12 protein-coding genes are annotated in these 15031 nt (G+C 72.9%); 7 read left to right on the forward strand and 5 right to left on the reverse strand.

The features are described from left to right. The first annotated feature begins 408 nt into the window (after nucleotides 1-408). Both O7606_RS08525 and O7606_RS08530 read left to right on the forward strand, forming a co-directional pair. Complete coding sequence (locus O7606_RS08525; RefSeq protein WP_281598513.1) at nucleotides 409-1434, forward strand: acyl-CoA desaturase; 1026 nt, start codon at nucleotides 409-411, stop codon at nucleotides 1432-1434. A gap of 37 nt (nucleotides 1435-1471) precedes the next feature. Next, nucleotides 1472-3100 (forward strand): AMP-binding protein, encoded by a 1629-nt coding sequence (locus O7606_RS08530; protein WP_281598514.1) that lies wholly within the window; start codon nucleotides 1472-1474, stop codon nucleotides 3098-3100. 127 nt (nucleotides 3101-3227) lie between these two features. Here the strand turns inward: O7606_RS08530 and O7606_RS08535 are convergent, their stop codons facing one another. From O7606_RS08535 to O7606_RS08545, 3 genes are read right to left on the reverse strand one after another with little or no spacing between them, the layout of a single operon-like run. Next, the gene (locus O7606_RS08535; RefSeq protein WP_281598515.1) at nucleotides 3228-4241 is read right to left on the reverse strand and encodes a 3-oxoacyl-[acyl-carrier-protein] synthase III C-terminal domain-containing protein; all 1014 of its coding nucleotides are present in this window, start codon (nucleotides 4239-4241) and stop codon (nucleotides 3228-3230) included. Beyond that, nucleotides 4238-4891, reverse strand: coding sequence for an SRPBCC family protein (locus tag O7606_RS08540; protein ID WP_281598516.1), 654 nt, complete (start codon nucleotides 4889-4891; stop codon nucleotides 4238-4240). The genes O7606_RS08535 and O7606_RS08540 overlap by 4 nt, the downstream gene beginning before the upstream one ends. Beyond that, nucleotides 4866-6746: a thiamine pyrophosphate-binding protein gene (locus O7606_RS08545; protein WP_348651140.1), complete on the reverse strand. Its 1881-nt coding sequence runs from the start codon at nucleotides 6744-6746 to the stop codon at nucleotides 4866-4868. The genes O7606_RS08540 and O7606_RS08545 overlap by 26 nt, the downstream gene beginning before the upstream one ends. A gap of 74 nt (nucleotides 6747-6820) precedes the next feature. On the opposite strand from O7606_RS08545, the gene O7606_RS08550 reads away from it, so the two are divergent. From O7606_RS08550 to O7606_RS08570, 5 genes are read left to right on the forward strand one after another with little or no spacing between them, the layout of a single operon-like run. Continuing rightward, complete coding sequence (locus tag O7606_RS08550; protein WP_281598518.1) at nucleotides 6821-7069, forward strand: acyl carrier protein; 249 nt, start codon at nucleotides 6821-6823, stop codon at nucleotides 7067-7069. A 4-nt stretch (nucleotides 7070-7073) separates the two neighbouring features. Continuing rightward, nucleotides 7074-7994 (forward strand): cyclopropane-fatty-acyl-phospholipid synthase family protein, encoded by a 921-nt coding sequence (locus O7606_RS08555; RefSeq protein ID WP_281598519.1) that lies wholly within the window; start codon nucleotides 7074-7076, stop codon nucleotides 7992-7994. Between the two features lie 36 nt (nucleotides 7995-8030). Then, nucleotides 8031-9353, forward strand: coding sequence for an FAD-dependent oxidoreductase (locus tag O7606_RS08560; RefSeq protein WP_281598520.1), 1323 nt, complete (start codon nucleotides 8031-8033; stop codon nucleotides 9351-9353). Next, a complete protein-coding gene (locus O7606_RS08565; protein WP_281598521.1) occupies nucleotides 9350-10354 on the forward strand; it encodes an SDR family oxidoreductase in 1005 nt (334 codons plus the stop codon). The genes O7606_RS08560 and O7606_RS08565 overlap by 4 nt, the downstream gene beginning before the upstream one ends. Further along, nucleotides 10347-11300: an SDR family NAD(P)-dependent oxidoreductase gene (locus O7606_RS08570; protein WP_281598522.1), complete on the forward strand. Its 954-nt coding sequence runs from the start codon at nucleotides 10347-10349 to the stop codon at nucleotides 11298-11300. The genes O7606_RS08565 and O7606_RS08570 overlap by 8 nt, the downstream gene beginning before the upstream one ends. Nucleotides 11301-11378: 78 nt before the next feature. Here the strand turns inward: O7606_RS08570 and aspS are convergent, their stop codons facing one another. Together aspS and O7606_RS08580 are read right to left on the reverse strand one after the other, a co-directional pair. After that, on the reverse strand, nucleotides 11379-13184 hold the full coding sequence (gene aspS / locus O7606_RS08575) for an aspartate--tRNA ligase (protein WP_281598523.1): 1806 nt from the start codon (nucleotides 13182-13184) through the stop codon (nucleotides 11379-11381). Between the two features lie 123 nt (nucleotides 13185-13307). After that, nucleotides 13308-14918, reverse strand: coding sequence for an MFS transporter (locus tag O7606_RS08580; RefSeq protein WP_281598524.1), 1611 nt, complete (start codon nucleotides 14916-14918; stop codon nucleotides 13308-13310). Nucleotides 14919-15031: the final 113 nt, after the last annotated feature.

The raw sequence follows: 15031 nt of genomic DNA on the forward strand, positions 1-15031 counted from the left end.
CGACCGTCGTCACACCTCACTCGAGGATCGCTCGAGCCCCGCTCGAGGATCGCTGGAGCGGCCCGGAAATGGTCGGCATTCCGACACCTGGACGACGGCCGGGTTTCCGAATGGTTACCGGAGCCGGTCTTTCTGACAGCGCACATTCAAACGGACGGATCAGGCCCACATTCACCGTTCCAGAGTGGATCGCGCCCACTCGGCCCATGGTCATCGGGATCCAGCTTGGATAAAGTGCGTTACCTGTTTGCTGCGCGATCCGTGAACAGGGGGCCGTCGGATGACAGCGCGTGCACCGCGTCGTCACGGAAACGTATTCCCGACGCCCAGGGTCGACGACCCGTCCCGCGGTTCCGGCGGACGCGCCGCGATCACACCGATCACCCACACAGCTCAAGAGGTAGGTACATGGACGGCAGAGAGCACCGCTGGTTCATCCTGACCGCGTCCGTGGCGCCGCTGATCGGCGTCTTCGTGGCGATGGCCCTGCTGTGGAACAGGCTGTTCCACTGGTCCGACCTGGTGGCTCTGGTGGTGATGTACACCATCTGCGCCTTCGGCATCTCGACCGGCTACCACCGGCTGCTGACCCACCGCTCGTTCCGCACCGCCCGGCCGATCTACCTGGCCCTGGCCACGGCCGGGGCGATGGCCGGGCAGGGTCCGCCGATCATCTGGGCGGCGCACCACCGCCGGCACCACCGGGTCGCCGACCGCGAGGGCGACCCGCACAGCCCGCACCTGGGCTTCGAGCCCGGGTTCAAGGGCATCCTGCGCGGGCTGTGGCACGCCCACCTGGGCTGGCTGTTCGACGTCGACCTGAAGTCCGAGCCGATGCGCTACTGCCCGGACCTGGTCCGCGACCGGGCGCTGCGCTGGATCAGCGAGAAGTTCGTGCTGGTCGTGCTGGCCGGCATCGTGCTGCCCGGCCTGATCGGGCTGGCCCTGACCGGCACCCTCACCGGCGCGCTGACCGGCGCGCTGTGGGGCGGCTTCGTGCGGCTTTTCCTGGTCAACCACATGACGTACGCGGTGAACTCGGTCGGGCACTACTTCGGCCGACGCCGCTTCGGCACGCTGGACCACTCCCGCAACGTGGCCTGGCTGGCCATCCCCTCGTTCGGCGAGGCCTGGCACAACAACCACCACGCGTTCCCCCGCTCCGCCCGGCACGGGATGAAGTGGTGGGAGGTGGACATCAGCGCCATCTTCATCTGGTCCCTGGAGAAGGTCGGTCTGGCCAGCCACGTGATCCGGATCGACCCGGAGAAGCTGGCCCTGCGCGAGGGCGGCGTGAGCCTGGTCGGCAACGTCAGGCCGGCCGACCGTACCCCGGCCGCCAGCGCCGAGGAGCTGCTCACCGCGCCGGCGGCCCCGCCGCTGTCGGAGCGGCGACCCGCGTCCGAGCTGGTCTCGGTCACCGACGTCGAGTGAGCACACCGGCCGGCATCCGCCGGCGGAGGGGGACGCCATGCTGCTGTGGGACAACCTGACCGGGGCCGGCGCGCGCGGGCGGCTGCACGCCTGGGCCGGCAACCGGTTCACCGAGACGCCCTGGTCGGAGGTGGTGGCCGACGGCCGGGCCGCGGCGGCCGCCCTGCGGCGTGCCGGGGTGCGTCCCGGCCGGCAGGTCGCCGCCGTCCTGGACAACTCCCCCGAGGCGGTCCGCGGGCTGCTGGGGGTCTGGCTGGCCGGCGGGGCGGTGGCCTCGCTGCCGGTGCCCACCCGGGGGATGGACCGGCTGGAGTACGCGCGGCACCTGGAGACGCTGGTCGGCAGCCTCGACGCGCCGGTGCTGCTGGCCGACGAGAAGCTGACCCCGCTGCTGCCGGAGTCGGTGTCGGCCCGGCTGACCGTCCGCTCCTGGCAGTCGCTGGTCGGCGGGTCCGGTCGGATCGACGAGACCCCGCCGGGGCTCGACGAGCTGGCCTTCGTCCAGTACTCCTCGGGCAGCACCAGCGTGCCGAAGGGTTGCGCGCTCACCACCCGGGCCATCGGCCGGCAACTGGAGATGATCCTGGCGATGGCCGGCGGCGTGCCGGGCCGGGAGACGGTCGCCTCCTGGCTGCCGCTCTCCCACGACATGGGCATGTTCGGGTGTCTGCTCTACGCCTGGGCGCACGACTTCGGGCTGGTGCTGTCCACCCCGGAGCGGTTCATGATGTCGCCGCGCACCTGGTTCCGGGACATGGCCGAGTACGGCGCGACCATGACCGCCGGCACCAGCACCGCGCTGCACCTGGCCGCCCGGGGGCAGGGCAGCGGCGCCCTCGCCGCCCCGCTCAGGCTGCGGGTCTGCGTGGTCGGCGCGGAGCGGGTGGAGTGGGAGGCGCTGCGCCGCACGGTGGCCGCGTTCGGCCCGCACGGGCTGCGCGAGGAGGCGCTGATGCCGGCGTACGGGCTGGCGGAGGCGACCCTGGCGGTGACCGCCTGCCCGCACGACGAGGCGCCCCGTTTCCTCGACGTGGACGGCAACCGGCTGGCCGACGGCGAGGTGACGCCGTGCGCCCCCGACGACCCGGCGGCGACCCGGGTGGTCTCCACCGGCCGGCCCTGCGCGGGCGTGTCGGTGGACGTGGCCGAGCCGGGCCGGCTGTCCGAGATCCGGATCGCCTCGCCCAGCCTGGCCAGCGGGTACTTCGCCGACCCGGAGCGCACCGCGGCCCGGTTCGTCGACGGCCGGCTGCGCACCGGTGACCTGGGCTTCCGGCACGACGGCGAGCTGTACGTGGTGGGCCGCTCGGACGACCTGCTCCAGGTCGGCGGGCGCAACGTCTACGCCCGGGAGATCGAGAGCACCATCGACGGGCTGGACGCGGTCCGCAAGGGCTGCGCGGTGATCGTCGACGTGGCCGGGGGCGGGCGCGGCGAGCTGGTGCTGCTGGTGGAGCTGAAGGGTCGCGCCGCCGACTACCAGGCGTTCGCCGACGAGGCGGCGGCGATCGCGATGACCAAGGCCGGGGTGCCGCTGACCGAGTGCGTCTTCCTGGCGAAGGGCACCCTGCCGAAGACCCCGAGCGGCAAGATCCAGCGGTTCCGGTGCCGGGCGCTGCTGGCGTCCGACGCGCTGCGTCCGCTGGCCCGGGTCAACGTGGGCTGACGGCACGGGCGGGGTCGGCGGCACGCCGGCCCCGCCCACGCGGGTCGGCGCGGCAGGGGCGGCCCGTCGCCACGACGGAGCCGGGGTGGGGAACGGTCCCCACCCCGGCTCCGTCGTTTCCGGTCGGCTACGCCGCGCCGGCCTGCCAGCGGACGGCCGCCGCGCCGGCCATGTCGCCGGCGTGCGCGAAGCCGGCGAGGACCAGCAGATCCCCCGGGCTGACCCTGCCGTCGGCGAGCGCCTGGTGCAGGGTGACCGGCACCGCCGCGCCGAACAGGTTGCCGTAGTCCTCGAAGGTGTCCAGGTGCCGCTCCGGCTTGAGCTGGAGCGCCTCCCGCCAGTTGCGCAGGAACATCCGGTTGGGCTGGTTGGTGACCAGCACGTCGATGTCCGGGGTGCGGACGCCGAGCCGGTCACACAGCGCGGTGACCACCTCGGGGACGAGTTGGTTGCCCCGACCGATGATCTTGGCGACCTTGGAGTCGGTGAAGCTGACGTCCATCTCGCTCAGCCCCGGCTGCCAGTACTTGCGGTTGTCGTCGAAGGCCAGCCCGACGTCGGTGGCGTACTCGACGTACTGGCGGACCTCCACGTCGAGGATCGGCGAGGAGTCGCCGACGCGCAGGTAGCCGACCCCGCAGCCGTCGCCCGGCACCGGCGCGTGCGACTTGGCGCGGATGGTCGGCTGGGTGAAGACCTGGCCCGCGCTGTTCTGCACGTTGCACAGCAGCGCGGTGCGGGCCCCGCCGGACTGCATGATCTGCTTGGCGATCTTGAGCATGTAGACGAACGACACGCAGCCGCCGTTGTGCACGTCGAGCACCCACTCCGGGCGCACCCCGAGCCGGTGGGCGACCTCCGCGCCGGCCCCGGTGAACGGCAGGTCCGGCAGGAGGACGTTGGTGAGGAGCAGGTCCACCGGCTCGTCCCCGCGCTCCCTGGCCCGCTCCAGCACCGGCCGGGCCGCCCGGACGATCAGGTCGGCGGCGGTCTCGTCCGGCCCGATGTGCCGGCGGTACTTCGGCGACTTGAACATCACGCTGTCGTCGAGCGCGGCGTCGGCGCCCCGGTAGAAATCGGTGGGCACCTGCCGCTCGGGCAGGGCGCTGCCCAGGTCGACCAGGCTGACCGGGGTGGTCACGCCGACACCCCTTCGCGGACCACGTGCCCGGTCACCGGGATGCCCCGGCGGTGCCGGTACTCCAGGATGGCCTTGAGGTTGTCCAGCTCGGCCCGGTGGCCGGCGTAGAACAGCGGCCACATGTCGCCCACCCAGACCCGGTCCGGGTCGGCCACCAGGTGCTTGTTCGGGTTGTCGTCGTAGTACGGGTGCCGGCAGTTGGTCCAGACCAGCACCGTGCCCGGCTTCTTCAGGACCAGCTCGGCGGGGATGATCCGGTTGAGGTAGATCATCCACAGCTCGTCGCCCTGGTCCCAGGCGCAGTGGTAGTCGACGGTCAGCGCCTCCCGGTTGGCGACCACCTTCGCGTAGATGCGGGTGTCGTCGGCCAGGGTGTCCCAGCCGAGGTGCAGGCCGGAGTCGTCGACCGGCTCGAAGTGCCGGGTGCTGTACGTCCACTCGTCGAGGTTGCGCAGGTCGGCGAGGTAGTCGAAGACGTCCTCCGGCGGGCAGTCGATGTAGTCCTGCACGGTGCAGAACTGCCCGTACACCGCGTCGTGGGGGTAGACCGCGTGGGTCATCTCCGCGGCCTTGGCCAGCGCCGCCTCCCGCGGGGTGGTCTCACAACGCAGCAGGTTCGGGATGTCAGCCAACGGCGACGACGGGCTCATGGGGTGCTCCTTGGGGACTCACGGTCTGGTCGAGATGGTTGAGGAAGGGTACGAACGGTGGGATCTCCCGCGGGCTGACGTCGATGCAGACCACGGCCGGCGAGCGGGTCGCCACCTGATCGGTCAGCGCCTGCCGGAGCTCGTCCGGCGTGCGGGCGTGGGTGACCGGCAGGCCCGGGAACATGCCCCGGATCCCGGCGGCCAGGTCGGTGGGGCGGAACTCGTTGAACGTGTACGCGTCCTCGTAGTAGAGCTGCTCCCGGGTGACGCACATGCCGTGCGCGTTGTTGTTGACCACCACGAAGGTCACCGGCAGGTCGTGCTCGACGGCGGTGTGGATCTCCATGCCGTGCATCAGGAAACCGCCGTCGCCGATCACCACGAAGCTGCGCCGCCCGGTGCCGAACGCCGCGCCGATGCCCGCGCCGAGGCTGTGCCCCATGCCGCCCATGCCCAGCGCGACGATGAACCGACCGTCCCGCGGGGTGGCCAGGTAGTGGATGACGCTCGCCGCGGAGTTGCCGGCGTCGGCGACCACCGTCGCGCCGTCCGGGACGGCGGCGTCGATCGCGTCGACCGCCTCGCGCAGCCGGAGCACGCCCTCGCCCTCGAACGGCGGGACGGACAGGAACCGCAGGTCGGGCCGGGTCGGCGCGGGCGGGGTCGGCCGGTGGGCGCGCAGCCGGTCGACCGCTGCCCGCAGCTCGGCGCGCAGGTCGCCGTCGACGTGCAGGGCGTGCGCGGCGTAGGCCGGCTCGGCCCCGAAGCAGATCAGCTCGGTACCGGTCAGCAGGGCGTCCAGGCCGCCCCGGGCCATCACCGGCAGCCGGGTGCCGACCAGCACGCAGAGCCGGGCGCCGCGCAGCGCGTCGGTGACGCTCGGGTGACCGATCACGCCGGCGACGCCCACGAACCGGGGGTCGTCGTTGGGGTAGACGTCCTTGCCGTCGGGCACCACGGCCACCCGGGCGTCCAGCGCGGCGGCGAACTCGGCCAGCTCCGCGCGGGCGCCCCGACGGGCCACCTCGTCCCCGGCGATGACCAGCACCGACTCGCCGACCAGCTCGGCCAGCCGGTCGCCGGCCCGGTCGCGGGCCGCCGCGGCGGTGACGGAAATCCGACGCTCGGCCAGCAGCTCGTCGATGGGCGGCAGGCCCTCGACGACGGCCTGCTGCACGTCCTTCGGCAGCAGCAGCACCGCCGGGCCGCCGGGCAGCGCCCGGGTGGCGGTGAGCGCGTCGGCGAGCGCCGCGGCGATGTCCGCCGGGTCGTCGATCCGCCGGCAGTACCGGCTGATCGAGGAGAACAGCCGGTACGCGTCGAAGGAGCCGGCCAGACCGCTGGTGTCCTGGAACGCGCCCTGCCCCTCCAGCGGGCGGGGCGGCTGCCCGACGATGGCCAGCAGCGGCACCCGGGAGGCGTACGCCTCGGCGACCCCGGGCACCAGGTTCATCGCGCCCCCGCCCGAGGTGGACACGGCCACGGCGAGCCGGCCGGTGGCCCGGGCGTACCCGTCGGCCATGGCGGCGGCGGAGAACTCGTGCTTGGCCACCACGGCCGTGACCTGCTCACCGCAATGGTGCACGGCGTCGTACAGGTCCTCAATGTTGGCGCCGCCCACGCCGAATATGTGTCGCACGCCGACCTGGTGCAACGATGTGATCAGATAATCGACTAACCGGCCCGGTCTGTCCATTATGGATGGCCCCCGCCGTCCCTCGATGCTGATGTGAGCCCAGGGGTGCCCATCATGCCGGGTGGAACCGTGAGACACAAGGTCGAATTGGAGGCTCGCCCCACCCCTCTCCACTGTGGCATGATCCTGCAGACTGTCCCGCGGGCGGTCGATACGCATTCTCGTCAGTGGCGGCAAGTGAAACCTCTCGCTACCGAAAGAATAATCACCCCACGTGCCGGAGGAGCTACCCAGTGATTACCGTCGAACAGGTCTGTGAAATGGTGCAGAAGAAACTGCGCGGAAAGAACGCCGAGGAGATCACCCTGGGCGAACAGACCGCCTTCGATGAGTTGGGGCTGTCCAGCCTCCAGGTCGCCGACATCGTCTACGGCATCGAGGACCAGCTCGGCATCGAGTTCGACCCCTCCCGGGCGGCCGACGTCAAGACCATCGGCGACCTGGTGGAGCTGGCCAACACCACGGCCCAGGTCCAGGCATAGGGCCGTGTCCGTCCACGCGCCGGCGGCCACCGCCCCGTCGACGGCCGACGCCGACCCCGGCGTCGGCCGTTACGACGGGGCGTCGATGGATGCCATCCAGCAGCACTACGACCTCTCCAACGACTTCTACGCCCTCTGGCTCGGCGGCTCCATGGCCTACAGCTGCGCGCTGTGGGACGGGCCGGACGACGACCTCGACTCGGCGCAGATCCGAAAGTTCGACTACCTCATCGAGGGCGCCCGGGCCACCGGCGCGCGGCGGGTGCTCGACGTGGGCTGCGGCTGGGGCGGCCTGATGGAACGCCTGGTGGACACGCACCGGGTGGGCCACGTCGTCGGGCTGACCCTGAGCGACTCGCAGGCCGACTGGGTACGCCGGCACGGCTCGGACGCGGTCGAGGCGCACGTGCAGAACTGGCTCGACCACACCCCGGCCGAGCCGTACGACGCGATCATCTCGATCGGCGCGTTCGAGCACTTCGCCCGGGACGGGCTGACCCGCCCGGCCCGCGTCGCCGCGTACCGGGAGTTCTTCGCCCGGGCCCGGGGCTGGCTGCCGGCCGGCGCCCGGATCGCCATCCAGACCAACGTCAAGGGCAACAACGTCCGGATGGACCGGCAGACCGTCCGTGACCTGCTCTTCATCATGGAACGGGTGTTCACCGAGTCGGAGATCCCCGACCTGGCCGAGGTGATCCAGGGCAGCGAGCGGCTCTTCGACGTGGTGTCGGTCCGCAACGACCCGGAGCACTACGCGCGCACCTGCGCCGAGTGGCTGGCCGGCCTGCGGCGGCACCGCGAGCGGGCCCTGGCGCTGGTGGGCGAGGAGCAGGTCGCCGACTACGAGCGGTACCTGTCGGCCACCGTCGGGCACTTCGAGCGGCGGCACCTCGGCCTGGCCCGCCTGGTCTTCGAGGCCGTCTGACCCCCACCGACACGACACCGTCAGCGAAGGAGTGTTGTGCCGAACTACCGACACGAGGTCTACTGGCAGACCACCGAGGCCGCCGAGCCGCAGGACGCGCTGACCGGTGACGTCGACTGCGACGTCGCCGTCGTCGGCGCCGGGTTCACCGGCATGTGGACGGCGTACGGCTTGAAGAAGGCCCGGCCGGACCTCGACATCCACCTGCTCGACGCGGGCCTCGCCGGGGGCGCCGCCTCGGGCACCGCCGACGGTTTCGTCACCCCCACCCTCGGCAAGGACCTGGACCAGCTCATCCGGGTGTACGGCGAGCCGGCCGCGGCGAAGGCCTCGGCGATCGTCGGCCGGTCCATCCTGGAGATCGGCCGGTTCTGCCGCCGGGAGAAGGTCGACGCCGAGTACGAGGCGAACGACTACCTGATGGTGGCCCGCAACGACGGGCAGCTCGCCCGGCTGGAGCACGACCGCAGGCTGGCTCTCCGACTGGGCAGCGACACCAAGATCATGGACGCCGACGAGGCCCGCGCCTACGTCGACTCCCCCGAGATCCAGGGGGCGGTCCGGGTGGGCGGCGCGCTGGTCAACCCGTTCAAGCTGGCCCGTGGCCTGGTCCGGACGTTGCGCGGGATGGGCGTGACCATCCACGAGCGCAGCCCGGCGTCCCGGGTCGACCCGGCCGGTCCGGGCGGCGGGCCGCACACGGTGGTCACCGCCGCCGGCCGGGTCCGCGCCCCGCAGGTGGTCCTGGCCACCAGCGCGTCCCAGTACACGTTCCCGGAGTTCCGGCGCACCGTGCTGCCGATGTGGAGCTACGCGCTGATCAGCGAGCCGCTCACCGAGGAGCAGCTCGGCCGGGTGCGCTGGCCCGGCCGGGAGGGCATCGTCGAGGCGAAGACCTTCCTGCACTGTGGCCGGTTCACCGCCGACAACCGGCTGATGTGGGCCGGCGGGCGGGCGTACTACTACCCGCGCAGCCCGTTCGACCAGGGGCACCACGACAACGCCGCGATCTACCGGGAGCTGACCGCGTCGTTCGGCGAGTTCTTCCCGGCCTGGCGGGACGACGTACGGTTCGAGTTCGCCTACGGCGGGGTCATCGACATCACCCGGGACATGATGCCGCACTTCGGCACGCTGCGCCCCGGCCTGCACTACGGGTACGGCTACTGCGGCAACGGCATCGCCGCCACCCACACCGGCGGGCGGATCCTGCGGGACCTGGTCCTCGGCGAGTCCACCGACTACTCGACGCTGGCCCTGGTCGACGCGAAGCGTCCGGCCTTCCCGCCGGAGCCGATCAGCTTCGCCGGCTTCCAGGTGCTGTCCCGGGTGTACGAGTGGAAGGACAAGCGGCCGTGAGCCCGTCGAAGGTCACCGTCCTCACCGGGGCGTCCGGGGTGGTCGGCCAGTCGATCATCCGTGAGCTGGGCGGGCGGCCGGTCGTCGCGCTCGTCAACTCGGGCAGCGTCACCGGGCCCGGGGTGGAGATGCTGCGCTGCGACCTGTCCCGGCCGCGGCTCGGCCTCGACGACGACGCCTACCGGGACCTGGTCGCCCGGACCGGCGCGGTCATCCACTCCGGCGGGCTGACCGACTGGGGTCAGTCCCCGGAGCGCTACCAGCGGACCAACGTCGACGGTACCCGGGAGGTGATCGAGCTGGCCCGCCGGGCCGACGCGGCGATCTACCACCAGAGCACGTCGTTCGTGCACGCGCTCGCCGACGACGCCCCGCTGCCGCTGAGACCGACCAACGTGGTCAGCGCGTACGTGCGCTCCAAGCTGGCCGCCGAGGAGCTGCTCCGCGCCTCCGGCGTACCGTACGTGATCTTCCGGCCGACGAACCTGATCGGCGACGCGGCGACCGGGGTGACCTCGCGCGGGCAGATCGTGCAGCTCATGTCGGACTGGATCTGCCGGGGCCGGGCGAAGCTCTTCCCCGCGCACCCGGGCAACCTGGTGGACATCGTCCCGCAGGACACCCTCTCCCAGGCCACCATCGCGGCGATGGACGCCGGCGACAGCGGCCGGGAGTACTGGGTCACCTACGGCAAGGAGGCGATGACCGTCGACGACGCGCTGGACGTCTGCGTCGAGCACGCCCGGCGGCGCGGCAGGGAGATCACCCGCCCCCGGGTGATCCACCCGGACGAGCTGACCGAGGCGGAGCTGGCCGCTCTGGCCCCGATGTCCCGCCGGTACGTGGAGGTCCTCGCCGACGTCAGCGAGGTGACCGCGTGCTCCGGCGGAGCCCTCCCCTCCTCCCTCGAGGAGCTGCGCAGCCGGTACGGCCTGCCGCACGTCTCCGACCGGGACGCCTACCGACGAAGCCTCGAATACTGGAGCGAGCACGGTGCCTGAGACAGCAGACCACGACACCGCCGACGACCGCTGGCAGGCGCCGGCCCTGGCCGGCCGGGTCGCGCTGGTCACCGGGGGCAGCCGGGGCGTCGGGCGGGGCATCGCCCTGGCCCTCGGCGACGCCGGGGCCACCGTCTACGTGACCGGCCGCAGCACCCGGGGCGAGGGCAGCACCGAGGGGCTGCCCGGCACCGTCGACGACACCGCCGACGAGGTGACCAAGCGCGGCGGGCAGGGCGTCGCGGTGCGCTGCGACCACCACGACGACACGCAGGTCGCCGCGCTTTTCGCGCGGATCGCGCAGGAGCAGGGCGGCCGGCTGGACCTGCTGGTCAACAACGCCTGGAGCGGGTACGAACGCTCCGACGAGGCCCGCTTCGACGCCCCGTTCTGGCAGCAGCCGATGTGGCGGTACGACGCGTACGCCGCCTCGGTGCGGGCCCAGTTCACCGCCAGCCGGCACGCCGCCGAGCTGATGCTGCCCCGGGACGCCGGACTGATCGTCACGATCTCCTACACCGACGGGGACACCTACCTCGGGCAGGCCGCGTACGACATGTTCAAGGCCGCCTCCGACCGGCTCAGCCGGGCGATGGCCGGCGACCTGCGCCGTACGCGGATCACCTCGGTCGGCCTGCACCCCGGGTTCGTCCGCACCGAGCGGGTCGAGGCGGCCTGGTCGGCGCTGGGCAGCGGCCCGGCGGCGGTGGTCCACTCGGCCGAGTACGTCGGCCGGGCCATCGCCCACCTGCTCGCCGACCCGACCGTGCGGGAGTCCTCCGGTCAGGTCCTGGCCTGCGGCGACCTCGCCGAGCGGTACGGCTTCTCCGACGTCGACGGACGTCGCCCGCCGGCGTTCAGGCTGGAGGGCATGATGAGCCTGGCCACCCGGATGGAACGCCTGAACAAGGTCATCGCCGCGCAGAAACGCGCCGCCGAGGGCTGACGCGCGGGCAGACGGAAGAGCCGGGGAGGACGCTGTCCTCCCCGGCTCCCGTCGTCCGCAGGACCGGACGGAGTGGGATCAGGTGGGGTCGGCCACCGGGACGGCCGGGCCGGCGGTGCCGGGCTGCGCGGCGGCCGGCGCCTTCGGCTTGGCGTCGATGCCCGCCTCGGCCCGCTGCTGCCCGGTGATCGGGGTCGGCGCGCCGGTCAGCGGGTCGAACCCGCCCCGGGTCTTCGGGAACGCGATCACCTCACGGATCGAGTCCGCCCCGGCCAGCAGCATGCACACCCGGTCCCAGCCGAACGCGATGCCGCCGTGCGGCGGCGGCCCGAACTTGAACGCCTCCAGCAGGAAGCCGAACTTGTCCTGCGCCTCCTCCGGCGTGATGCCGAGCAGGTCGAACACCCGACGCTGCACGTCGCCACGGTGGATACGGATCGAGCCGCCGCCGATCTCGTTGCCGTTGCAGACGATGTCGTACGCGTAGGCCAACGCCCGGTCGGGGGCCTCCTCGAACCGGTCCACCCACTCGGCGTTCGGCGAGGTGAACGGGTGGTGCACGGCCGTCCAGCCGCCGTCGTCCGTGCGCTCGAACATCGGCGCGTCGACCACCCAGCAGAACGCCCAGGCGCTCTCGTCGACCAGGCCGGCCCGCCGGGCGATCTCCACCCGGGCCGCGCCGAGCAGCTCCTGCGCCTCACGGACGTTCGGGCTGGCCGCGAAGAAGACCGCGTCGCCCGGCTTCGCGCCGACCGCGTCGGCCAGCCCGGCCAGGTGCTCGGCGGAGAGGTTCTTCGCCACCGGGCCGCGCGCCTCGCCGCTCTCGGCGTCGAGCACCACGTACGCCAGGCCCTTCGCGCCCCGCGCCTTCGCCCAGTCCTGCCAGCCGTCCAGCTCCTTGCGACTCTGCGCGGCCCCGCCCGGCATGACCACCGCGCCGACGTACCCACCGGCGTCGATCGCGCCGGCGAACACCCGGAACGCGGTGCCGCGCAGGTAGTCGGTGAGCTCGGTCAGCTCGACCCCGTAGCGCAGGTCGGGCTTGTCGGAGCCGTACCGGGCCATCGCGTCGTGCCAGGTGATCCGCGGGATCGGCCGGGAGATCCCGTGGCCGGCGAGGTCCCGCCACAGCTCCGCGACGATCGCCTCGCCGAGGTCGATCACGTCGTCCTCGGTGACGAAGGACATCTCGATGTCGAGCTGGGTGAACTCCGGCTGCCGGTCGGCGCGGAAGTCCTCGTCCCGGTAGCAGCGGGCGATCTGGTAGTACCGCTCCATGCCGCCGACCATCAGCAACTGCTTGAACAACTGCGGGGACTGCGGCAGCGCGTACCAGCTACCCGGCTGGAGCCGGACCGGGACGAGGAAGTCCCGCGCGCCCTCCGGGGTGGACCGGGTCAGCGTCGGGGTCTCGATCTCCAGGAAGTCCCGCTCGTGCAGCACCTTGCGGGCGAGCTGGTTGGCCCGGGAGCGCAGCCGCATGGCCCGCGCCGGGCCGCCGCGCCGCAGGTCCAGGTAGCGGTAGCGGAGCCGGACGTCGTCACCGGCCTCGACCTGGTCGTCCACCGGCAGCGGCAGCGGGGCCGCCTCGGAGAGCACCGTCAGGGCGCTCGCCGTCACCTCGATCTCACCGGTGGGCAGCTCCGGGTTCTCGTTGCCCTCGGGCCGGCGGGTCACCTCACCGGTGACCGCCACACAGAACTCGTTGCGCAGCGCGTGCGCGTCCTCCTCCCGGAAGACCACCTGCACCACGCCGGAGCCGTCGCGCAGGTCGACGAAGATGACCCCGCCGTGGTCACGCCGGCGGGCCACCCACCCGGCGAGCGTCACCGTGGTGCCGGCGTCCGTGGCCCGCAGGCTGCCGGCGTCATGGGTACGGATCACGACTTGCGTCTCCTCGTCTACGAACGGTCTGCCCCCCGCATTCTGTCAGCCCCGCCCCGCCCCGCCCGCACCCCGCCCCTCCCGGCGTCCCGACGCGCCCCGGCGGACCGGCACGGGCCCTCCTCACCCCCTGTCGGGATCGGCGGGGAGGAGGTGGGTGACCTCGGGCTCGCCCGCCAGGAGAGCCCGGGCGCGCTCCTCGGCCGCCTGGTCCGCCCCGGTCATCCGCCCGCCGTGCTGACGCAGGTGCTCCTCCCAGGACGGCACCTGGTAGACCTCCACGAAACCGTGTTCCCGCTCCCCGGCCCGGAACAGGCCCCACCGCATCGCCCCGGTACGCCGCCGTGAGCGCCCCACCGCCCGCATCGCCTCGACGAACTCCGCCTGCCGCTCGGGCGGCACCGTGTAGGCCACGGTGACCAGCACCGGCCCGGTGCGCGGGTGCGCGGGCAGGGTCAGGTGCGGCTCCGGCCAGTAGCTGGCCGGGTCCCGGTTGACGTCCCGGGTGTCGCGCAGCGGCCAGGCCAGCACGCTGACCGCGCACCCCGCCATCACCACCCCGGCCACGGCCAGCGCGACGACCAGACCGGCCAACTCGCCCAGCGCGCCCCAGGCGAGGGCGCCGAGCGCCTGCCCGCCGGCGAACACCATCTGGTAGACCGACAGGCCGCGGGCCCGGACCCAGCCGGGCAGGAAGAGCTGCATGGCGGCGTTGACGCTGGAGAGGACGGTCATCCAGGCCAGCCCGGCGGGCAGCAGCGCCACGGTGACCGCCACCGGCTGCGGCACCCAGGCCAGCACCAGCAGGGCGCCGGCGAAGACCAGCCCGGCCAGCAGCAGCAACTGGTTGCTGGACAACGCCAGACGCAGCCGGGGCAGCACCAGCGCGCCGGCGACCGCGCCGAGACCGAGGGCGGCCAGCAGCACGCCGTACCCGCTGGAGCCCATCGCCAGCCGCCGGCTGGCGACCAGCGGCAGCAGCGCCCACAACGCGCTGCCCGGCACCACGAACAGGGCGGCGCGCAGCAGGATCCGGCGGACCACCGGGGAGTGCCGCACGTACCGGCCACCGGCGCGCAGCGCCGCGGTGAACCGTTCCGGCATCGGGCCGCCCTCGGGGCGGTCCGGCCGCCAGCGCAGCAGGGCCACCGCGAAGACCGCGAAGGAGAACGCGTTGACGCCGAAGACCACGGCCACGCCGGCCTGCGCGACCAGCACCCCGGCCACCGCCGGGCCGACCGACCGGGCCAGGTTGACGCTTATCGAGCCGAGCGCGGACGCGGAGACGATCTGCTCCCGGGGCACCAGCTCCGGGATGACCGCCTGCCAGGCCGGCAGGGTGAGCGCCTGCCCGACCCCGATGGCGAAGGTGAGGGTGAGCAGCAGCGCCGGCGGCATCCGACCGACGGCGGTCAGCACGGTCAGCAGGAGGCCCACCGCGGCGAGGAAGACCTGCACGGCGATCAGCAGCCGACGCCTGTCGAAGGTGTCGGCCAACGCCCCGGCGGGCAGGGCGAGCAGCAGCACCGGGAGCATGCCGGCGGTCTGCACCAGAGCCACCAGGGTCGCCGCGCCGGGCTGGTCGACCAGGAGCCACTGGGCGCCCACGGTCTGCATCCAGGTGCCGACGTTGCTGGCCAGCACGGCCAGCCAGAGACCGCGGAACGCGGTCAGCCGCAGCGGGGCCCAGGCCGATGCGCTCGGTGCGGGGACGTGTGGTGCGGGGACGCTCACCGGGCGGACGGTACCCCGGGCCCGGGCGGGCAACCCCTCGTCGCGCGCGGAAGCGGGCCGCCGGGTGTCCGACGGCCCGCTCCGGGGTCGATCTACCGGATGATCCCGGTACG

This window comes from Micromonospora sp. WMMD882 (genome assembly GCF_027497255.1).
GTDB lineage: Bacteria > Actinomycetota > Actinomycetes > Mycobacteriales > Micromonosporaceae > Micromonospora.